The following is a 21,641-nucleotide window of genomic DNA, read 5'->3' on the forward strand; positions in this document are numbered from 1 at the left end:
AAAAATAGTTATGGCTGAATATGAAAACTTAGACGGCCGGGTGCGTCATAACTTTGTGCTAACTTGGATTTTTTAATTTTTATTACTTGATATTTATTAGGTATTAATGCCGGAAATACAATTAATTTTCCTATGTGAGACCAAAGTGGATCGATGTAATAATAATGATCGTCATCATAACCAATAAGTAAAGTGACATGAATATTAGATACTAACTTAGTAGGCTGATTATCTAATTTATAAGTACGACGCAAAGGTCGTTGACCGAGCACAGTATGATAAATAACTACGGGTTGACCATTGTCTAAAACTGTACATAATTCAGTTAAAGACTGACCAGTACTATCTATGATTTTTTTGTCATATTGTTTGAGATGTGGGACAAGAGCAGAAGGGAAAATAGTTTGATGATGTCCCAATTTAATCCATAAGTGATGCCCTACGTAACCTTTATAAGGGTTGTTTTTATGTTTAGGCCAATATCTCATTATTTGAGTGGCGGGTATTTTATGCTGATTGAACTGTAACATCATTGCTGTGGATACACCTTCACAGCCCATAATCATTGGTATTGGAAATAATTGACTAATTGGTTTAACGGGTAATATATTTAATTTCATGATGATGCTCTCCCTAATGATTTGTACTTCAATGCAAAAAATGAAGCAATTTTACATTGTATTTATTATATAGCTATTTTTAAAAGTTGCCTATTAAGATGCTTAAGTATTATAGCAATAGTTTGGAATAGATATTATTGAGCTATTTTGGTTATAATAGCATAAAAAAAGGTGGGGAATTACATATGAAACATAGAATAGAAACACTACCAACGTTATCTGTACTAGGAGAAAAAAGAGAATATGCCACAGGACAAAAAGCACAAGAAAATATTTTTATGTTCTGGATGGATTTTGATGAAAGTGGTAAAAAACATGACTTATTAAAATTAAGTAATGAACATTTACCAGGTCTATTAGGAGTATGTAAACCACTGGATAACGGGGAAATGCATTATTTAATAGGTGTTACGAGTGATGAAGATAATGAAATTTGGCATCAAACAGAATTAGCAAGTGGTAGATACCTCGTATTTGATGCTGAGGGACCAGTCCCAGGTTCTATAAAAAATGCAATGGAATCTATTAATAGACATATTTTACCAACATTAGATTATGAATTACGAAATGCGCCATTTTTTGAGTTTTATAAAGAAGGGGAAATTAGAGCAGAGGATTATATTACAGAAATTTGGTTACCAATTGTTTAAACTAAAAGTAAAAATTTAATTAAAATAGGGACAGGTTACAAATCAAAAATTTTAAAAATTGATTTTGTATACCTGTCCCATTAAAGATGATTAGGAAAGAAATCGCACTTAATATAATTTTTTCTATCTTAGTCATTTTTGACTCGTTAATCGGTTTTCTTACCACTATTAGAGTGATGTTTATTACTCTTAGATACTAAAATTTTAGAGATTACGCATTTCGCTTAATCATGATAGATTTTAATAGCACTTCTAATAAAATAATTAATATAGTAGTAATAACTAGGATGATGAGATAAGGCATAACACTGTATTCACCTTTTAAACCAACAAGAGGAGACATAATTCCACCTAATATAAATTGGAATAGTCCAAGCAAGCTTGATGCGTTACCACTGCCGCCTGTTCGAGATTCCATAGCTAATGTGAAACTTAATGGACCAATTCCTGTTACAGGACATACATTAAGAAAAAAGGCGATGATTAATACCCATAATGGTAAATGGAGTATAAGTGCGAAAAGAATCAACACAACACCTGAAATTTGTATTAATGTTAGCAGTACAAGGAGAAAATAGCGATTGATATATTCTACGAGTAGCGCTGTTAATTGACTCGTAATAATTAAGCCGATACCATTTAACGCAAATAAAATACTAAATTGCTGTGGTGTCATATCATAAATCTTCTGAGTAATAAACGGTGCAGCAGAAGAAAAACTAAAGAGCATTACATAGGTTAATCCTTGTAATAGCATTGGAATGATAAACGCAGGTTTCTTTAGCAGATACCCAAAGTCTTTAAATATTAAGGCAAAGTTAAGTTTAGTAAGATCAGCATCTCTTGTTTCTTCCATTTTAAAAAAAGCAAAAATTAAAATTGCAAAGCTGACAATGGTTAAAATTAGGAATATTGCTTTCCAATTTGAAACGCTTAAGGCATATCCGCCGATTAAAGGTGCAAGAATAGTGATAATTCCATTAACAACTAATAATGAGGCTAATCCTTTTGCTAGAGATTTTCCTTTATGCTGATCGCCAATGGACGCTTTGGCAATGACGATAGCGCCTCCTCCAGTTAACCCTTGTATGAGGCGTATTACTAGTAATAGCGATAGTGATGTTGTAAATACGGCTATTAACGAAGCGATGACGTATATTGAAATAATGAGTAATGCAATTTTTTTACGACCATATGCATCAGATAATGGCCCAAATGTAAATTGCCCAATTGCAAGTCCAATCATAGCAAATGACAGTGTAAGTTGTACTTGTGAAGTAGTTGTACCAAAATCACTCTGTACATTTGGAAGTGAAGGAACATACATATCTATTGTTAAGGGCCCAAAAGTAGTCATAATACCCAACATAATAATGACCATCAATGGTAGTTGGCGATTCGTAATTTTATCCATATATAGTACTCCTTTAAGCACATTTAGTTACGTTATGATAAAGAAAAATTGAATGTTTAGTAACTAGATTATTATCGCACACGTGAATATAAATGCAATGACAAAATGGCATGTTTAATATGCGTGTACTGTTCCAGATATTATTTTTAATATATAATACAATATATTATGATAAAATACTGATTTATAAGCAATATATATTTTTACACATATCTCAGCTTGGTTAAACAAGCTATGTTTAATTGTAGTATGGTCATTTTAGATTGTCACACAAAGGAGAAAATTGATGCATTTAACTAAGACACAGTATGAAATTATAAAATTTATTCTTGTTGGTGGAATTAACACCTTTAATTATTACGTGGTTTATTTATTTTTATTAAAGTTAATTGATATAAATTATTTAGTCAGTCATATCAGTGGATTTATTGTTAGCTTTATAGTTTCTTATTATCTAAATTGCTATTTTGTTTATAAAGTAAAACCGACATGGCGCAAATTCATTCAATTCCCATTAACACAAGTAGTAAATATGGGGATGCAAACGATTTTACTATATGTATTTGTACAATGGTTCCATATTTCATCTGTTATCGCACCATTTGCTGGACTTATTATTACCATACCAATTACGTTTGTATTATCTAAATATATATTAAGAGACTGACATCAAAATTAAATTTTGACGAAATGATATTATATTATTGAGCATTATTAGTTGCCTATCTGTAATAATAAAGTGGGCTATGATAATGCTTTTTTAATATTGTTATGTTCTATAAATATACAGTAAAATGCTGATAGAAATACTTAGAGATACATTCTTGATTTACAGAATATAATTTGATTTTTGCACAATTTAACAATAAATTTTAGGAATGGCTAAAAAAATAATTAACTAAAAAATATTAAATAATTATATAATAAAAAATGTTGTAAATATGCTTGTGATAGGTCATAATATATAATCCAATATCAATTAAGGTGGATGTAGCACATGACACAAAGTGAGAATTTAAAACTTGCACAAAAAGGTGCATACCTGAGTTTAATCGTCTATATTATACTTTCTATTTTGAAATTTATAGTAGGATATATTTATGAATCGGCGGCAGTAAGAGCTGATAGTATAAACAATATGACTGATATTGTTGTCTCATTAGCAGTTATTATCGGATTGAAAATTTCTATTAAGCCTGCAGACAAAAACCACCCATATGGACACTTAAAATCTGAGAATATTTCATCATTACTGGTTTCGTTTATTATTATGTTTGTGGGTATTCAAGTAGTAATTGAAAATTTGCCTAATATATTTTCTAATGAACACAGTACACCAAATGCGATTACGATTTATGTCAGTGTTATTAGTGGCGTGATTATGTTAGTCGTTTTTATTATCAATCAAAAGCTTGCTAAGCGTACAAATAGTAGTTCACTTAATTCAGCTGCAAAAGATAATTTATCAGATGCTTTAGTTAGTATTGGTACCGCGATAGGCTTAGTGTTTACTCAATTTGGTTTACCAATCATCGATACATTACTAGCAACGGTTTTAGGACTACTAATCATATATACAGGTTTCGGTATTTTCAAAGAGGCTATCTTTACATTAAGTGATGGATTTAATGAACAGGAGCTAGAAGCATATAAGAATTATGTATTAGACATTGAAGAAGTGATTGATGTTCATACTATTAAAGGTAGATATCATGGAAGCAGTATTTTTGTCGATGTAACAATCGTTGTAGATTCAGACTTATCATTAGAAGAAGCGCACCATATTTGTGATAAAGTAGAGCAACATATGCATGCTAAAGGGATATCGTCTGTGTATGTGCATCCTGAACCTGCTTCAATACAGTAAAATCGATTATTACAATAAAAAAATATAATTCATAAATATCATACAACTAAATAGGTATATAGCATTTTGTGTTGTAGTGGATTAAATAGAAAATTCAATTGATAATATTTGTTGAGTCATGTTATAAAATTAATATACAAGGTATCTCGTCAATTCAGTTTAGTAGTGTTTACTAAACTATTCGAAGGTACCTTGCTTTTTTAAAAGTATTTTAATGTGAAGTTACATACGAACATGTTATTTTTGGTGATGCACTTGAGGCTACAGGATAAAGGTGTCCCTTAAGAAAGCGACCTACAATATGAAGTATTGAATAAAAAAGAAGCACTCAGATGAATTAAATCATCTAAGTGCTATTTTTATGGGATTTATGTCCCAGTATTTGCGTATATTATTTAAACCTAGAAATTAGGTATTATACTTACCACCAGCCGTTAGCTACACGGAAATCAATTGCTGCGTCAACTGAACCATAACGTTCTTCGGCATAGTTAATCATACCTTTTGTTTGTTCTTCAACTGATCCAGTTCCCCAAGATTCTTTAGTTTGTCCTAAACCTCTATAGCCTAATTCATTTACAGCATCTGGGTTACCACTTGATTCTGGCATTACAATATTGTCCCATAAAGCTTTAGTACCGCCTGCTTCAATAAATTGATCGTATACATCACTTGTTGATTGTGTTGTTTGTTGTACAGGAGTTTCAGCTGCGTCAGCTGTTGACACATTTGAGCTTACACCAAACCCAGTTGCTGCAATTGTAATCGATGCGAAAGATGCTAATAATAATTTTTTCATTGTTAAAAATCCTCCTAATTGATTTTACCTGTGTTTAGAAATGAAATATACAGGTTTTATATTTCTTAATCGTTATGTGCTATATTTACTTATTCATTTTTAATTTCTTAATTCAACGTTTACAACTATAACACTATAAAAAAGCGCGTAGGTTACAGTGAAATAAAAATAAAGTATCTTTTGTGAATAAAAGAAGACAATTATTTCAAAAACGTGTGTAAATTGTTATAATTTTAATATATAGAGAATCAAGATAAATACATAAATGCTTTTATGAAAGCATTTATGATATAATTCATAAATTATTTTTGTTGTAACATTTCTGTAAAAAACAGAAAAATTATATTTTATTTAATGAAAGAAGGAATAATATGCCAAAATTAATTTTATGTAGACATGGACAAAGTGTTTGGAATGCTGAAAATTTATTTACAGGATGGGCAGATGTAGATTTATCTGATCAAGGTAAAAACGAGGCTATTACTTCTGGTAAAAAACTAAAAGATCAAGGTATTGAAATTGATATTGTATATACTTCTTTACTAGAAAGAGCAATTAAGACTACGTTTCACTTGTTAAATGAATCTGATCAATTATTTATCCCAGTTATAAAGTCGTGGAGACTAAATGAAAGACATTATGGTGATTTGCAGGGTCTGAATAAAGATGACGCACGTGAAAAATTTGGCGAAGAACAAGTACATATTTGGAGACGCTCTTATGACGTTGCGCCACCTAAACAGGGTGAAGAACAAAGAAATGATTATTTAAATGATAGAAAATATGAACATTTAGATAGAAGAGTTATGCCTGAATCAGAAAGTTTGAAAGATACACTAATAAGAGTAATACCCTATTGGAATGATCAAATCTCTCAACAACTTTTAGACGGTAAAACTGTGCTCGTTTCCGCACATGGTAATTCATTACGTGCGCTTATCAAATATTTGGAAAATGTATCTGATGAAGATATTATTAGTTATGAAATAAAAACAGGCGCACCATTAATATATGAATTGACAGATGATTTACAGGTAATAGATAAGTACTATTTATAATACAAAAATTTATATGAAAAAGGACCGAGGCATTGTTTTCATGTCTCGGTCCTTTTGTATGTGTATTAATACTTGTATATTTGATTCTGCAGTTAGTTACTTAAGACTTGAGATTGGGCTTATCAAGTCTTATTTATAACATTTTAATATTAGGGGGATCACTACCAAATTATTAATCTGCAATAAATAAAGAGTTAATGAATTATTTATTACGCTTATGTTGTTGAATAATCTTACGTGCACGTTTTCTTGTTTTAATGTTTGGGCTATTCAAGTTACGTCGTGCTGTTTGTAAATCTAATTTCATAAGATATGACCTCCTTCACAAAAGTAATTATGAAGGCAACATGCAATTTTGTAAATAGTAATTGTTACGATTTGATCGAAAAATAGCACTTTTCTGAACGATATGTCAAAATTACAATATTTTTGAGTATTTTTAATGTTATATTCAAAAAATATATGTATAATGCACCAATGTGGCTCATTTCTCAAAGGCTAAACTAATAGAAAATGTAGGAGATAAAAATGACTCAAAAAACTAAAATAATAATGATATTGATGATGTTGTTTGGTGGTTTCTTCGGACTTTTAAATGAAACATTGTTGACTACAGCATTACCAAGTATAATGACAGACTTTAATATAGATTATACGCAAGTACAATGGCTAACTACAGCGTTCTTATTAACTAACGGCGTCGTTATACCATTATCGGCAATGGTGATTCAACGCTTTTCGACAAGACAAGTATTTTTAACGGCAATTTTAATATTCTTTATTGGTACAATTATTGCGGGCTTTAGTCCGAATTTTACAGTTTTATTAAGTGCAAGAATTGTTCAAGCACTTGGTTCAGGTATCATGATGCCTTTAATGATGACAACTATACTAGATATATTTGAACCACACGAACGTGGTAAATATATGGGGACTTTTGGTCTAGTGATTGGCTTGGCTCCAGCGATTGGTCCAACTCTATCAGGTTATCTAGTTGAATACTTTGATTGGCGCTCGTTATTCCATGTAGTTGCTCCAATTGCAGCGTTGACATTTATAGGCGCATTTAAATTTGTGAAAAACGTAGGAACAAATAGAAAAGCACCAATTGATATAATATCCATTTCCTTATCAGTATTAGGATTTGGTGGGCTCCTATATGGTACAAGTTCAATTTCACGCGACGGGTGGAACGATCCTATCGTTTTAACGTCAGTGATAGGAGGTATAATTCTTGTTGCGATTTTTATTTTCCGTCAAACAAGACTAGAAACACCATTACTTGATTTTTCAGTATTTAAAAATAGCCAATTTGCAGTAGGTATTGTTATTATGGCGTTTACAATGATATCAATGATAGGTTCAGAAACTGTACTTCCAATGTTTGTCCAAAACATAATGAATGATTCTGCACTTCAATCAGGATTGATATTATTACCTGGTGCGATCGTAATGGGTATTATGTCTGTAGCTTCAGGTTTTTTATATGAAAAGTATGGCGCGAAAATATTAGCATTTATCGGTATGCTCATTGTAGTAATTACAACATCATACTTTGTTATAATGGATGAAAATACTTCTGCAGCAATACTAGCAACTGTTTATGCAATTCGTATGATTGGTATTGCACTTGGATTAATGCCACTAATGACACATACAATGAATCAATTATCTCGTGATATGAACGCCCATGGTTCTTCTATGACTAATACGGTGCAACAGATATCTGCTTCAATAGGGACAGCAGGTTTAATTACAATCATGAGTCAAGTAGCAAAAGATTTCACTCCTAATATGAGTGATTACAAAGGCATGGGTAAAAAAGAAATGGCCATGCAAATACAACATGAAGCACTATTAAGTGGTTATCATGCAGCTTTCTGGTTTGCAGTAATTATTTCGTTTATTAGCTTAATCAGTGTGTTTATGTTGAAAAGTAAACGTAAAATTGAACAAGAACAAGAAAATTTATAATAATGGAGCGTGAGCCTCATAGAACATTCGATGAGATTAAATGATGAACCATTTCAATTAGTAAAAGAAGGTACAAAGACCATTGAAGTGAGACTGAATGATGCTAAAAGACAGGAAATACAAAGTGGAGACTTTATTACTTTTACAAATTTAAAATCGGCAGAGCAAATAACAGTTGAGGTTATTAGAACCGAAGTATTTACATCGTTTCAAGCACTGTTGAATCATTATTCAAATCAAGTGACTGGCTTTAGCAATGATATACAATTATCACAAAAATTAGCATCAATTTACCAGATATACTCACAAACAGATGAGTTAGATTACGGAGCGTTAGCGATTGAACTTCGATTAATAACCAAATAGTTTCAATCATATAAAGTAGACTAAATGATATAACTCAAAACACCTATTTATTATTGTAATATGTAACTAAAAGTTGGCTTTTAAGCCTAAACTTTAAGTAATGCATAACTAATAAAATAAATGGGTGTTTTTATAGAATTAGTTATTTTTACGTGTGATTTAAAGCTATTATTGAATTGCTGTACACTGCATTCAGTTGGTTATCATGAAGATTACTAATAATCCTCAAAAAAGTTACAGCAATTTATATCATGTGCTTTATTACATATTGATATAGTATATTTTATATATTGGGTGTATGATAATATTTATGGTGATAATGTATATTTAAATATCTACTTGATATAGATAAGTTTTAGGAGTGAATTGTATATTATGAAGAAGTTATTGATTTTACTTGCTATATTTGGACTGGTACTTGCTGGATGTAGTAGTGGAAAATATGCTGATAAAATAGATAAGGCAGTAAATAAGCAACAGCAATATCAAAAAGAACTTGCTAAACAACAAAAAGGCGATGTGGAACGTAAATTTGATAAAAAAGACGCTAATATCTACGTTAATGAAAAAGGAAAACACGTTACAATTGCTTATAAACCATTTAAAAATGATGAGGAAGTTCATTATTATACTTATAAGTTTAAAGATGGAAAAGCAAAGTATATAAAAGATTTTAATTCTAAAGGTTATTTACATAAACATGAACCAGATTATAAAGAAGAAAATATGGATCTGGAAGAATAACAAAAATAAAATAACGAGTTAGAGGTGTACTAATAGTAATATGAAAAAGTTATGGTTATGTATAGGATTAGTAGCTATTATGATATTAGTCACAGCATGTTCAAGTGATCAACATGTACATAAAGATGATAAAATAGATGAAAATGGCAAAATTAAAATAATTGAATATGGTGATTTTAAATGTCCATACTGTAAAAAGGTAGAAACTAATGTAATGCCTAAATTAAAAAAAGAATATGTCGATAAAGACAAGGTAGATTATCAATTCGTAAATATGGCATTTTTAGGTGATGACTCTATTATAGGTTCAAGGGCTGGTCACGCTGTTAAGCAAGTTGCACCGGATCAATATTTAACATTTCAAAAGTTAATGTTTGAGCAGCAACCAGACTCTGAAAAGGAATGGATTAATAAATCATTAGTAGATAACCAAATAGATAAATTAACGATAAACCAAGATATGAAAGATAAAATTAAAAAGGAATATACAACGCCAGACAGTAAATCTTGGAAAGCTGCAAAGAAAGATCAAAAGCAAGCTAAAGAAAACCATGTTGAGACAGCACCAACAGTATATGTTGGCGGTGAAAAATTAGAAGACCCTTATAAATTTAAAAATTATAAAAAAATATTAGATAAATAAACATAATTGTATGTATAGTATACTGTGAATCATTATAATTTATAATAAAATGCTTTATTAAAGTGGTGTAACTAGACTTATTAAGATATAAGTCTAGCTACGCCGCTTTTTTATAATATATTTTAAATCGTAAAAATTACGATTAATTCTCTGTTTACTATTGCGCTTTGGAAAAAAGAGGCATATAATTATAAATCGTAACAATTACTATTTGGGGGTTTAGAAATGAAAAAATATACATATATTATGTTCAGCGTTATAGCTTTAGTAATGGTGCTAGCAGGGTGTGGCAAAGCTGATTCTGATAAGGGAAACGAAAAAATAAAAGTTAATACAACTGTATTTCCTTTAAAATCATTTGCAGAAGAGATTGGTGGCAAACATGTAGAAGTGGAGTCTATTTATCCTGCAGGTACAGATTTACATAGTTATGAACCAACGCAAAAAGATATTATAAATGCTTCAAAAGCGGATTTATTCGTTTATACTGGCGATAATTTAGATCCTGTTGCAAAAAAAGTTGCAGCTACAATTAAAAAAGATGACCAAAAACTATCTTTAGAAGATAAATTAGATAAATCACAATTACTTACTGATCAACATAATCACGATGAATCTGAACATGAAGAGAATCATGAACACGAACAGGGTGAACACCATCATCATGGTGGATACGATCCACACGTTTGGTTAGATCCAAAGCATGATCAAGTTTTTGCAAAAGCAATTAAAGATGAATTGATTAAAAAAGATCCTGATAATAAGAAGTATTATGAAAAAAATTATAAGAAATTAAATGACGAATTAAAAAATATTGATGAGAAGTTAAAAGAAACTAGCAGTAAGAAGCAGGGAAATACAGTATTCATTTCACATGAATCTATTGGTTATCTAGCTGACAGATATGGCTTTGTCCAAAAAGGCGTTCAGAATATGAATGCGGAAGACCCTTCACAAAAAGCACTTACAAAAATTGTTAAAGAAATCAAAGAATCAGGTGCGAAATATATATTATACGAAGATAATGTATCTAATAAAGTAACAGATACAATAAGAAAAGAAACATCAGCGAAACCATTAAAATTCTATAATATGGAATCATTGAATAAAGAACAACAAAAAGATGAAAATTTAACTTATCAAAAATTAATGGAAGAAAATATTAAAAATATTGATAAAGCATTAAGTGATAATATCCATAGTGATGATGATCAACATGAGTCGAAACATGATAAGGCTATTTCGGATGGTTATTTTAAAGATAAACAAGTTAAAGATAGAGCATTATCTGATTATAAAGGAGATTGGCAATCGGTTTATCCTTATCTTAAAGATGGTACTTTAGACGATGTGATGAAGCATAAAGCTGAAGATGATGATGCTATGTCTGCTAAAGAATATAAAGCTTACTATGATAAAGGGTATAAAACAGATATAGATAAGATAAAAATTACTGATGATACAATTACATTTAACAAAAATGGGAAAGATATAACTGGAAAATATAGTTACGATGGTAAAGATATTTTGAAATATGAAAAGGGGAATAGAGGCGTTAGATACACATATAAATTAGTAGATGATAATAAGGAATTACCAAAATATGTTCAATTCAGTGATCATAATATAGGGCCTAAGAAAACAGGACATTTCCATATTTTTACAGGTGACGATAAAGACAAAGTGTTGAAAGAACTAGATAACTGGCCAACTTATTATCCTGAAAAATTAACGAAAACTGAAATCAAAGAAGAGATGTTGGCGCACTAAATATCATTATACCTACATTTAGATTTTATATTTTAAATGCATGAATTTCTATTTAAAGGGAATAAAATATAAAGAAACAAAGAAAATAAGCTTTTTTTGTTGATATATATTATATAGTTGGTATAATTAGTATATTAACAAAACTTAAATACTTTGGAGGTATGTTTATAATGACAAAATTTAATTTTGACCCAGCACATTCCGTAGTTGAATTTTCAGTTAAACATTTAATGATATCTAATATTAAAGGTAGATTTACAGAATTTGATGCAAATATAGATGGTGATTTAAATGATTTAAGCTCTTTATCAGGGGATTTCACTATCAATGCTAATTCAATTGATACACGTGTAGAAGATCGTGATGGTCATTTACGTAGTGGTGATTTCTTAGATGTTGAAAACCATCCTGAAATTAAATTTGAATTAACAAAAGCTGATGAGTCATCTGTTACAGGTAATGTAACAATTAAAGGCGTAACAAATGAAGAAACTTTCGATTTTTCATATGAAGGTCAAAGTAAAAATCCTTTAAATGGTGCTACAACAGCTGGATTTATTGTTAATGGTAAAATTAATCGTGAAAAATATGGAATTACATTTAACCAAGCGCTTGAAACTGGTGGCGTTATGATTGGTAAGGATGTATTATTCCAAGTAAGTTTAGAATTCGCTTTAGAAGACTAATACAGTTTTTAAATATAAAAGAATGAGTCTTATTAAAAAGACTTATTTTCAAAAATAAAGGACTAATCCGTATTAATACGGATTAGTCCTTTATATATATCACGGTTTTAATCACGTATGACTTCTTAGAGTGGTGGATAAGTTTGCGCCTATATGGTCTTGGTCTTATACTTATGATTGACTTGAGTCGTCTAATTTTTTTTCGCGATAATATTTGATAATTGTATAAATGATAAAACTCCAAGATATAATCAGTAAGACAATTGAAGAAATAATTACATAATTTTTGTTCGTAAAGTCACCACCTGTAAATAGTGTACCAATCAGATTGGGTACGCATAACAATAGAATAAGACCGGCGTAAAGTTTTTGTTTTAAAATAAAGCAAGTCAGCATTGTTAATAATAAAAGTATTAAACCTAGTGTGAAATTAGTTGTTTGATTAGGTGACCAAATGATATAAAGCGGGTAGTTACGTAATAAATATTCACTTAATATATATAAACCAAAAATAGCTGCAGATGAAATTCCAATAATAGTATAAGTTATTTTACTGTCTCCCCAGCGCATAATTACTTTTTTGGCAAAGTATAAAATAAAGATAAATGACCCCAAAAAAATAAAGAGGAAATAACAAATTAAAGCAATTGTTAGCTGAAATGAATTATCTAACATTCTAGGAATTGTCGTCATAATGAACATGAAGGATATCAAATATAAAATATATTTGAATAAGCCCTGTGTCATATTTAAATGTGTTGAGAATTTATCTGCATAAGACTTGATAGGTGTATTTAATAGAGCGTCGATATTTTCATTATTTTCTTCAGCAATTGTAATATGGTCTCGTAATTCCTCTTCAATTGCATTTACCTCATCTTCGTTTTTTCCACGAAATAATAATTCGATTCTTAATTTTAATAAAAAATCTTCTGCCTTTTTACTCAACATTATAAACACTCCTCATTACATTATTCATACCATTATTTAAATAGTTCCATTTGTAAACAAAATTAGTTAATTCTTCTTTACCTTCTGCTGTGATGCTATAGTATTTACGCTTTGGGCCACCTGTATCTGATTTTTTGGAAATAGAAGTCACATATCCTTTTTTACTTAATCTCAATAACACAGGATAAATACTACCATCACTAATTTCAGGGAATTGTTGAGCTCTCAATTTATCTAAAATTTCATAGCCGTATGTTTCTCCTTGAGCAATTAGACCTAAAATTACACCATCTAACAACCCTTTCATCATTTGATTTGAAACTGACATGACATCCCTCTTCTCGCTATCTTACTATATAAGATAGTAAAGGAAACCGGAAATGTCAACTATCTTTTATAATAAGATAGTTGAGGTGGAATTTAATTCTGCTTAATTTGGGTATATTAAGCATAAAAGAGGAGGTTGATGGTATGTTAACAGAATTACCAAATATAGGTAAACCAGCAACTAATGCTTTGCATAATATAGGCGTGAAGTCATTAGAAGAGGTATCTAAATACAAACGTACTGTATTACTAGAAATTCATGGAGTTGGACCTAAAGCGATTGAACTTCTTGAAGAAGCATTAAAAGCACATGATTTAAATTTTAAAAATGAAACGGATTTTGAAGTTCCATTTGAATTATCAGGTGATTTGTCTTGTGACAATGCGCCAAAGAGAAGGACAATGTTAACATTTTTAATTGCTTCAGCGACAGTTGATAAAAAGAAATTATCAAACTTAGTTACTGATGACTTTGTCTGGGAAGTTCCGGGAAGTTTTAAGTTAGAAGGTTTTGGTGACTTTTATAAAGAACTCGAAGCCCATAGAATTAATATTGCCTCCCTTGAAGTGAAGGATAATATCTCACATGGCAAAGTAGGCGCAATACACGGGACGCAAATTGCACAAGATGGCTCAATAGTTTATTTTACAGATATTTTTAAATTTGCAAGTCACAGTAAAGATGCTAAAGTTAAAGCTATCACGTCATATATCATTATGAATGAAGGAGAATCATAAATGAGTATTCAAATAGATGAAAACAAAATCATTTTTACGCGAGATTTTAAAGCAACAGCTCAACAAATATTTAACGCTTATACGGATCAATCGTTGTTTGAAAAATGGTTCCATCCTCAAGGCGCTACCACGGAAGTATATAAATTTGATGTACAAACGGGAGGTGGTGCATTTTTTGCAATTCGTGCACCTCAAGGTACAAGTTATACAGTGACCCATTATAATGATGTTATTGAACCTAAAAAAATTGACTATAATGATTATTTTGCTGATAAAGATGGCAATATAGATGAAAAAATGGCAGGTATGCATAATATCATTCATCTAACAGAAAATGATGACGGCACTACAATGATTCAATCTACAGCTGAATTACCAGACCCTAAAGCTGCGCAACAGTTGTTGGACATGGGTGTTGAAGCAGGTATGAATAGCACTTTTGACAACTTGGCAAAATTAGTTGAAAAATAACTAAAAGTATAAAAGTCAAAGAAATGTTAAAAATGTCACAGTTAGGACACCGCTCTTTTAGATATAATAAAGAGTGAAAAGAGGTGTGTCTAATGAAAAAACGATATATTAAAGTACTTGGATTATATTCTTTTAGTACTTTTATACCAGCTGTCATAGCAACAGAAAAATTAGTCCCCAATCATACATTGAAATGGGTATTACGTACATTAGCTGGATATGGTATTTTTGCCTATGGATTACACATATTAAGTAAGTTTAAACAATAATAAGAAGGTCAAACATAAATATATGTTTCGGACCTTCTTATTATGCTTATATTTAATCTAACCATTCACCATTTGATTCAATAACTTTACGGTACCAATCAAAGGATGCTTTTTTCTTTCTCTCTAACGTGCCATTACCTTCGTTATCTCTGTCTACGTATATTAAGCCATAACGTTTCTTCATTTCACCTGTAGTAAATGAAATAATATCTATAATTCCCCAAGGTGTATAGCCTATAAGGTCAACACCATCTTCATCAACAGCAGCGATAGCAGCATCAATATGCGCTTTTAAATATTCAATACGGTATGAATCGTTAATTTCGCCATTAGCATTTATTTCATCTACTGCGCCAAAACCGTTTTCTACTATAAATAGTGGGATTTGGTAACGGTCATATAATATATTCAACGTGTAGCGTAAACCTGTAGGATCGATTGCCCAGCCCCAATCACTTTGTTGAATATAAGGATTATCTACTGAATTAGCTAAACCACCGTTGGTAACATTTTCCCCAGTGTATGCTTCAGCGTCGTGTTTAACAACTGTACTCATGTAATAACTGAATCCAATGTAATCCACAGTACCTTCAGTTAAAATTTGTTCATCACCATCTTGCCAACCTATGTCGTAACCTTTACGTGCGAGCATTTTGTTTGCGTAACTTGGGTAATAGCCACGTACTTGTACATCAGGGAAGAAAAAGCGTAGGCGGTTTGCTTTAACCGATTCCATCATATCTTCAGGATTCGAAGAATAAGGATAGATTGCGACATGAGAAATCATTAAACCAATTTCAAAGTTTGGATTGATCTCTTTACCAATTTTAACTGCTTTTGCGCTAGCGATAAGTTCATTATGAGCAACTTGATATAAAACTTCTTCAGGATTTTCATCTTCCTCAACAAGTACTCCTGAATTGGTCCATAAGAAAATAGGGTTGTCTGTATCCATTTGGTTATTAATCTCATTAAACGTCATCCAATACTTAACTTTATCTTTATAACGGGTGAACACTGTTTCCGCAAAACGTGCAAAGAAGTCTGCTACTTTTCTATTTCTAAAGCCACCATATTCACGTGCTAGGTGTAAGGGCATTTCGAAGTGAGATAATGTGATGACCGGTTCGATATCATATTTTAATAATTCATCAAATAAATCATCATAAAATTTTAAACCTGCCTCATTTGGTTCAGTTTCATCACCGTTTGGGAAAATACGCGACCAAGCGATTGAAGTACGCAAGCACTTCAATCCCATTTCATTAAATAGAGCAATATCTTCTTTGTAGCGATTATAGAAGTCGATACCAATATGATTTGGATAATATTTATCAGGTTCTACATCTTGAGTGATTTCACGTGCTTTACCATGAGCGCCACCAGTCATAACATCTATGACACTTAGCCCTTTACCATCTTGATCATAGCCACCTTCGAATTGATTGGCAGCAAGAGCGCCACCCCATAAAAAGTCTTTTGGTAATTTTGTCATTTTAATTTCCTCCTAGTAGATTATTATTTATTAATGATAGTGAGTAATTCATCATTTGTTGTTATGTTTGATTCTTTTGTTGCTATAGTCTCACTAAATTCAGCGGAATTAGTTATAATGACAGGAATTATGCTGTCATAATTTTTTGAATCAAGTAAGCTTTTATCAAATTTTAATATCGGTTGTCCTTGTTGTAATGAGTCGTTTTCTTTAACTAAAATATTGAATCCTTCTCCGTTCAATTGAACAGTGTCTAAACCAACATGAATCAATAGTTCTACTCCTGTTGAAGAAGTAATTCCTATAGCGTGTTTACTAACTGCAATCATACTCACCACACCATCAAAAGGTGCGTGGACGGTTTGAGACTCAGGTTTAATAGCTATACCTTGTCCCATCATACCTTCAGCAAATATAGGATCATTGACCTTTGAAAGTGATACGACTTGCCCATCAATAGGTGCATAGACAATCGTTTCTAAAGGATTGTCTGCGCTTTGAGTATCAGGTGTTGAAGCTGTTTCATTATCAACTTCTTCCGTTGTATCATCTCCGTATCCTAAAAATTGAATTAAAATAATCGGTAAAAGTATAGCAACTGTTGATCCGATTATAATTCCCCAAATTGATGAAGGGTTATCAGCACTATAACCGTTAACAATTGTAATAGGTCCTGGTAAACCAGCGTATGCATAGTATTTAGGATTAAAGAAACTAGCGATAAAAGCACCAATTGCACCACTTATACATGCAATAATAAAAGGCTTTTTGAAGCGTAAGTTAATCCCATACATTGATGGTTCGGTAATACCGAATATGCCTGTAATACCTGCAGATGAAGCTACACGTTTAATTTCTGTACGTTTCGCCTTGATTAAGACTCCAATTACAGCACCAATTTGTGAGATTACAGCAATGGTTTGGAAAGCTTGGAATGAATCGCTTTGATGTTGTTCAAAGTTAGCTAATACCATAGGTGTAATACCCCAATGTACACCGAAAATGACAAATACTTGCCACAAACCACCAATAAGGGCACCTGCTAACCATGGTGCGACGTCTACAAGATAATTAAATCCTCCTGCAATACCGTGTGCAGCGATTGTTGTGATTGGTCCTATAACTAATAATGTAATTGGTACCATGATGACAATACTTAAAAATGGTGTGAATAAAGGTTTAACAACATCATGAATCCATTTATTTAAATATTTTTCAACATAGGATAATATCCATACTAAGAATAGTGGTGGTAAAACAGAAGACGTGTAACTTGTTTCTGTTAATGGGATGCCGAACAATTTGATTGTTTCTCCATCCTGAATCCTTTCAATCATGTTAGTTAAATCAGGACTAACAAGCGCAGCTGTACAAGCGACAGCGATATAGACATTGACATTGAAATGTCTAGCAGCTGTCATAGCAATAAATATTGGTAAAAAAGTAAAAGGCGCCCAGGACATAAAGTTAAATACTTCATAAGTACCTGTGTCTTTAAATGATGGCATAATAATATTTATGACAATTAATAAACCTTGTAAAATACCTGCTGCAGCTAAAATATAAATGAACGGAGCAAATACTGCAGACATGGTTGCAATGACTCTATTGAGTATGGAACCTTTGTTATCAGAATGATCATCGTCATCATGTTGGCGTTCACCTGTTAAATCTTCGAAATAGTTAAATACTTCACCAACGTTATTTCCGATAACGACTTGGAATTGTCCGTTATTTTCTACAACTGTTACAACACCTTCGATTTCTGATACCTTTTGTTTGGCATCAGGAATTGATCTTTTTAATACTAAACGTAATCTCGTAGCGCAATGCGTACTATTGACAATATTTTCTTCACCGCCAACTGCGTCTAAAATATGTTGTGCCAGTATCTCGTTTTTATTAGCCACGTGCTTCAACTCCTTAATATATTTATATAAACAAAATGTAAGCGTTTCATTTAAATCTCATTATAATTATACCGGTACAATTTGTAAAGACCCTTACAAAAATTATGGTGCGGTTTATTTATATCGTGTACGTGTTATAATAAGTTGAATTTATAATTTAAAGGAGTAAATATATGCTCAAGTATGAACAGATTGCACAAAAGATTAATATATTTATTGAAGAAGGGCATTTTCAAGCAGGGGATAAATTGCCAAGTGTTGAAACTTTAAAAGAGCAATACCAAGTGAGTAAAAGTACAGTAATTAAAGCTTTAGAAGTACTAGAGAAACGAGGAATTATATATCAAGCTCGAGGTAGTGGTATTTATGTACGTAATAAACAAAGAGAAGGCTACCTCAATCTATTTTCTACAGGAGGATTTAGTGATGAGATTGTAGGTCTTAAAGTGACAAATAAAGTCTTGAGAGTAGAGGAAGTAACTCCACCTCAAAGTGTTCAACAAAAATTGAAACTAAAAGATGACGTGCCAGTTTATCTGCTAGAGCGTATTGTATACGTAAATGATGATATTCTTTGCTATGAACGGTCATATTTTAATAAAGATATTGTATTATTTTTAAACGAATCAATTGCTGAACAATCTATTTTTAGTTATTTAGAGCAACATCTAAAAGTTAAAATCGGTTTTTCAGATATTTATTTTACCGTAGACAAATTAAATGCGTCTCATGCGGAAAAGTTGGGGTTAGTAGAAGGTGATCCTAGTTTAAATTATGAACAGGTATTCTATACAACAACAGGGGTTCCATTTGATTGTTCTCATTTGCACTATCATTATCAAAATGCCTATTTTTATATACCTTCACAAAAATAAAATGCTTGTGTTACGAGCTTTACTCAGTGTATTAAATGAGTCGTAAGCAAGTAGCACAAGCGTTTTTATAATTGGCCAATGACATTTAATTATAAACCTGTATTTGTTTTTCATATGATGAAGTTTATGTATTTTTGCAAAATCGCAATAAATTAAATTTATAAAAAATTACTGAATACACTATTAAATATCAAGTGAAACCAATATAATATGGTTATTAGTATAGAAAAGTGTTAAAAAATGAATTACAAGAGGTGCTTAAATGTCAATGATAGATAATAACAAGGCTATAAAAGATACATATATGTCGAATGAAACTATTGAAAACATTAACAACCAAGTACAAATGAAAGAAGTTATGTTTAATCAAACGCCAGGACGTTATGCACTTAAATCTGTGATGTCAGGATTTTTGTTAGCTATTGTTACAGTGTTTATGTTAGGTATCAAGACACAGTTTGCTGGAACAAATGAAGGTTTAGTTAATTTAATGGGGGCTATTTCTTTTAGTTTAGCCTTAGTCTTAATTGTATTAACACATTCTGAATTATTAACGAGTAATTTTATGTATTTAACTGTCGGTTGGTATTATAAAATTATTGGAATGAATAAAGCGTTTGGAATTATGCTTGTCTGTTTCTTCTTTAACATTATAGGTGGTCTTATACTATTTGGATTAATGAAATTCACACCTATTATGACAACAGAAATGGTTAACAGTTTAACTAAAATGGTAAATGGTAAAACAGTTGATGCACGTGGTATGCTATTTTAGTGAAAGCTATTTTCTGTAATTTCTTTATTAATATTGGTATTTATGTATCAATTCAATTTAAGGATGGTTTATCTAGAGCATTCTTTATTGCCTGTGGTGTGGTTGTTTTTGTGTTTATGGGCTATGAACATGTTGTGTTTAATGCTGGATTATACTCAGGTATGATTTTTTATGATTTTGACGCTGTGGCGTGGTTACACGTATTGAAAAATATTGTATTTGCATTTATTGGTAACTATATCGGCGGTGGTATTTTTGTTGGGCTTGTATATGCATATTTGAACGGTAGAAGAGATAGTTTGAGCAATTAATTTATCTCTAATAAAAATACTAATTGTGACTTTAATATAATTATGACAAAGTTTATGTTGAATCTTATCAAGCGAATTAAGTAATTTAAATACTAAGCATTTCTCAAGCAGTGAGGTAACGAAAGTTTATTCATTAAGAATAGATGATTGTCTCACTGTTTTTTATTTTGATTTAGGTTTATAAAACGTATCAATTGACTCAATTATTAAGAAGCCATATTGTATTGATATGATTGCAAAAATTGTTTATTATTATAGGAATATTTTAGTGGATAAATGTGCGAACAATAGATAGGAGTGACGATATGTCTGATTATAATATAAGAGTTGCAGTAGAATCCGATGCGGAAGTAATACAAGAGTTAATGTACGAAGCATTTACACCGTTAAGAGAGTTAGGGATTGATTGGCCATCTGTTAATGCAAATGTAGATTTGGTCAAGAAAAATATCATTACAAGTACGACATTTGTATTGGAAAATGAGTTGGAAATTATTTCAACAATTACGGTTCGTTATCCTTGGGAAGGTAAACGTCGCATTTCTCATTATCCATTTGTCTGGTGGTTTGCTACAAAACCGTCTTATGATGGGAAAGGTTATGGTAGTAAACTTTTAAATTATGTCGAAGAAACATTCTTACGAGATACACTAAAAGCACCTGCGGTAACTTTAGGGACCTCTGCACGTAAGCATCCATGGTTATTAGATATTTATAAAAAACGTGGTTATGAAGTATACGCGGAACATGAAAGTGATGACGGAGATTTGGGCGTCATCATGCGTAAAGTGTTAATACCAGAAAGATTTGATGAAGAAGTCTTAGGTATGCCACCTTTTCATTAATTAATGAATAAAAATATATGTCAGGGAATCCTTTTATTTTGAGTATAAGGGGATTCCCTATTTTTATATATTCATGTGAATTA

23 protein-coding genes and 1 pseudogene are annotated in these 21,641 nt (G+C 31.1%); 16 read left to right on the forward strand and 8 right to left on the reverse strand.

Translation table 11 applies throughout. The features are described from left to right. Positions 1–8: 8 nt before the first annotated feature. A complete protein-coding gene (locus tag BTM19_RS06725; protein WP_038679090.1) occupies positions 9–620 on the reverse strand; it encodes a C39 family peptidase in 612 nt (203 codons plus the stop codon). Between the two features lie 185 nt (positions 621–805). On the opposite strand from BTM19_RS06725, the gene BTM19_RS06730 reads away from it, so the two are divergent. Beyond that, positions 806–1,270: a GyrI-like domain-containing protein gene (locus tag BTM19_RS06730; RefSeq protein WP_038679088.1), complete on the forward strand. Its 465-nt coding sequence runs from the start codon at positions 806–808 to the stop codon at positions 1,268–1,270. Between the two features lie 211 nt (positions 1,271–1,481). Here the strand turns inward: BTM19_RS06730 and BTM19_RS06735 are convergent, their stop codons facing one another. Continuing rightward, positions 1,482–2,684: a multidrug effflux MFS transporter gene (locus BTM19_RS06735; RefSeq protein WP_038679086.1), complete on the reverse strand. Its 1,203-nt coding sequence runs from the start codon at positions 2,682–2,684 to the stop codon at positions 1,482–1,484. A 286-nt stretch (positions 2,685–2,970) separates the two neighbouring features. On the opposite strand from BTM19_RS06735, the gene BTM19_RS06740 reads away from it, so the two are divergent. After that, on the forward strand, positions 2,971–3,351 hold the full coding sequence (locus BTM19_RS06740; protein WP_029378340.1) for a GtrA family protein: 381 nt from the start codon (positions 2,971–2,973) through the stop codon (positions 3,349–3,351). Between the two features lie 330 nt (positions 3,352–3,681). Beyond that, a complete protein-coding gene (locus BTM19_RS06745) occupies positions 3,682–4,551 on the forward strand; it encodes a cation diffusion facilitator family transporter (RefSeq protein WP_029378341.1) in 870 nt (289 codons plus the stop codon). Between the two features lie 421 nt (positions 4,552–4,972). On the opposite strand, the gene BTM19_RS06750 is transcribed toward BTM19_RS06745, so the two are convergent. Next, entirely contained in the window at positions 4,973–5,350 is a 378-nt protein-coding gene (locus tag BTM19_RS06750) for an aggregation-promoting factor C-terminal-like domain-containing protein (protein WP_029378342.1), read from the reverse strand. Positions 5,351–5,721: 371 nt separating this feature from the next. Between BTM19_RS06750 and BTM19_RS06755 the strand changes: the two genes are divergently transcribed. Then, positions 5,722–6,408 (forward strand): 2,3-diphosphoglycerate-dependent phosphoglycerate mutase, encoded by a 687-nt coding sequence (locus BTM19_RS06755; protein WP_029378343.1) that lies wholly within the window; start codon positions 5,722–5,724, stop codon positions 6,406–6,408. A gap of 202 nt (positions 6,409–6,610) precedes the next feature. Here the strand turns inward: BTM19_RS06755 and BTM19_RS06760 are convergent, their stop codons facing one another. After that, positions 6,611–6,715: a putative metal homeostasis protein gene (locus tag BTM19_RS06760; protein ID WP_017722768.1), complete on the reverse strand. Its 105-nt coding sequence runs from the start codon at positions 6,713–6,715 to the stop codon at positions 6,611–6,613. A gap of 221 nt (positions 6,716–6,936) precedes the next feature. On the opposite strand from BTM19_RS06760, the gene BTM19_RS06765 reads away from it, so the two are divergent. The 6 genes from BTM19_RS06765 (at position 6,937) to BTM19_RS06790 (ending at position 12,591) form a co-directional block, all read left to right on the forward strand. Next, a complete protein-coding gene (locus BTM19_RS06765) occupies positions 6,937–8,382 on the forward strand; it encodes an MDR family MFS transporter (RefSeq protein ID WP_058625870.1) in 1,446 nt (481 codons plus the stop codon). A 9-nt stretch (positions 8,383–8,391) separates the two neighbouring features. Continuing rightward, on the forward strand, positions 8,392–8,748 hold the full coding sequence (locus BTM19_RS06770) for an ASCH domain-containing protein (protein ID WP_307726017.1): 357 nt from the start codon (positions 8,392–8,394) through the stop codon (positions 8,746–8,748). A 375-nt stretch (positions 8,749–9,123) separates the two neighbouring features. Further along, positions 9,124–9,492: a cystatin-like fold lipoprotein gene (locus BTM19_RS06775; protein ID WP_029378346.1), complete on the forward strand. Its 369-nt coding sequence runs from the start codon at positions 9,124–9,126 to the stop codon at positions 9,490–9,492. A gap of 40 nt (positions 9,493–9,532) precedes the next feature. Next, positions 9,533–10,135 (forward strand): DsbA family protein, encoded by a 603-nt coding sequence (locus tag BTM19_RS06780; RefSeq protein WP_058625869.1) that lies wholly within the window; start codon positions 9,533–9,535, stop codon positions 10,133–10,135. A 225-nt stretch (positions 10,136–10,360) separates the two neighbouring features. After that, entirely contained in the window at positions 10,361–11,905 is a 1,545-nt protein-coding gene (gene adcA, locus BTM19_RS06785; protein ID WP_058625868.1) for a zinc ABC transporter substrate-binding lipoprotein AdcA, read from the forward strand. Positions 11,906–12,075: 170 nt separating this feature from the next. Further along, the gene (locus BTM19_RS06790; RefSeq protein ID WP_029378349.1) at positions 12,076–12,591 is read left to right on the forward strand and encodes a YceI family protein; all 516 of its coding nucleotides are present in this window, start codon (positions 12,076–12,078) and stop codon (positions 12,589–12,591) included. A gap of 171 nt (positions 12,592–12,762) precedes the next feature. On the opposite strand, the gene BTM19_RS06795 is transcribed toward BTM19_RS06790, so the two are convergent. Next, positions 12,763–13,542, reverse strand: coding sequence for a hypothetical protein (locus BTM19_RS06795; protein WP_029378350.1), 780 nt, complete (start codon positions 13,540–13,542; stop codon positions 12,763–12,765). After that, complete coding sequence (locus tag BTM19_RS06800; protein ID WP_029378351.1) at positions 13,532–13,870, reverse strand: PadR family transcriptional regulator; 339 nt, start codon at positions 13,868–13,870, stop codon at positions 13,532–13,534. The genes BTM19_RS06795 and BTM19_RS06800 overlap by 11 nt, the downstream gene beginning before the upstream one ends. Positions 13,871–14,013: 143 nt before the next feature. Here BTM19_RS06800 and BTM19_RS06805 point away from each other — a divergent pair, with 143 nt between their 5' ends. The 3 genes from BTM19_RS06805 (at position 14,014) to BTM19_RS13060 (ending at position 15,347) form a co-directional block, all read left to right on the forward strand. Next, positions 14,014–14,607 carry a helix-hairpin-helix domain-containing protein gene (locus BTM19_RS06805; protein WP_058625866.1) on the forward strand — a complete coding sequence of 198 codons (594 nt, stop codon included), beginning with the start codon at positions 14,014–14,016 and terminating at the stop codon, positions 14,605–14,607. Further along, the gene (locus BTM19_RS06810; protein WP_029378353.1) at positions 14,608–15,078 is read left to right on the forward strand and encodes an SRPBCC family protein; all 471 of its coding nucleotides are present in this window, start codon (positions 14,608–14,610) and stop codon (positions 15,076–15,078) included. It begins immediately after the preceding gene. 92 nt (positions 15,079–15,170) lie between these two features. Further along, a complete protein-coding gene (locus BTM19_RS13060) occupies positions 15,171–15,347 on the forward strand; it encodes a hypothetical protein (protein WP_029378354.1) in 177 nt (58 codons plus the stop codon). Between the two features lie 52 nt (positions 15,348–15,399). Here the strand turns inward: BTM19_RS13060 and BTM19_RS06815 are convergent, their stop codons facing one another. Further along, positions 15,400–16,842: a 6-phospho-beta-glucosidase gene (locus BTM19_RS06815; protein WP_029378355.1), complete on the reverse strand. Its 1,443-nt coding sequence runs from the start codon at positions 16,840–16,842 to the stop codon at positions 15,400–15,402. 23 nt (positions 16,843–16,865) lie between these two features. After that, entirely contained in the window at positions 16,866–18,752 is a 1,887-nt protein-coding gene (locus tag BTM19_RS06820; RefSeq protein ID WP_069796923.1) for a beta-glucoside-specific PTS transporter subunit IIABC, read from the reverse strand. 173 nt (positions 18,753–18,925) lie between these two features. On the opposite strand from BTM19_RS06820, the gene BTM19_RS06825 reads away from it, so the two are divergent. From BTM19_RS06825 to BTM19_RS06835, 3 genes and pseudogenes are all read left to right on the forward strand, one after another. Beyond that, entirely contained in the window at positions 18,926–19,627 is a 702-nt protein-coding gene (locus tag BTM19_RS06825; RefSeq protein WP_029378357.1) for a GntR family transcriptional regulator, read from the forward strand. Positions 19,628–19,895: 268 nt separating this feature from the next. Next, positions 19,896–20,713, forward strand: a pseudogene (locus tag BTM19_RS06830) (formate/nitrite transporter family protein). A 305-nt stretch (positions 20,714–21,018) separates the two neighbouring features. Beyond that, positions 21,019–21,558 carry a GNAT family N-acetyltransferase gene (locus tag BTM19_RS06835; protein ID WP_038679078.1) on the forward strand — a complete coding sequence of 180 codons (540 nt, stop codon included), beginning with the start codon at positions 21,019–21,021 and terminating at the stop codon, positions 21,556–21,558. Positions 21,559–21,641 lie beyond the last annotated feature (83 nt).

It is taken from the genome of Staphylococcus xylosus (genome assembly GCF_002732165.1).
Lineage (GTDB): Bacteria > Bacillota > Bacilli > Staphylococcales > Staphylococcaceae > Staphylococcus > Staphylococcus xylosus.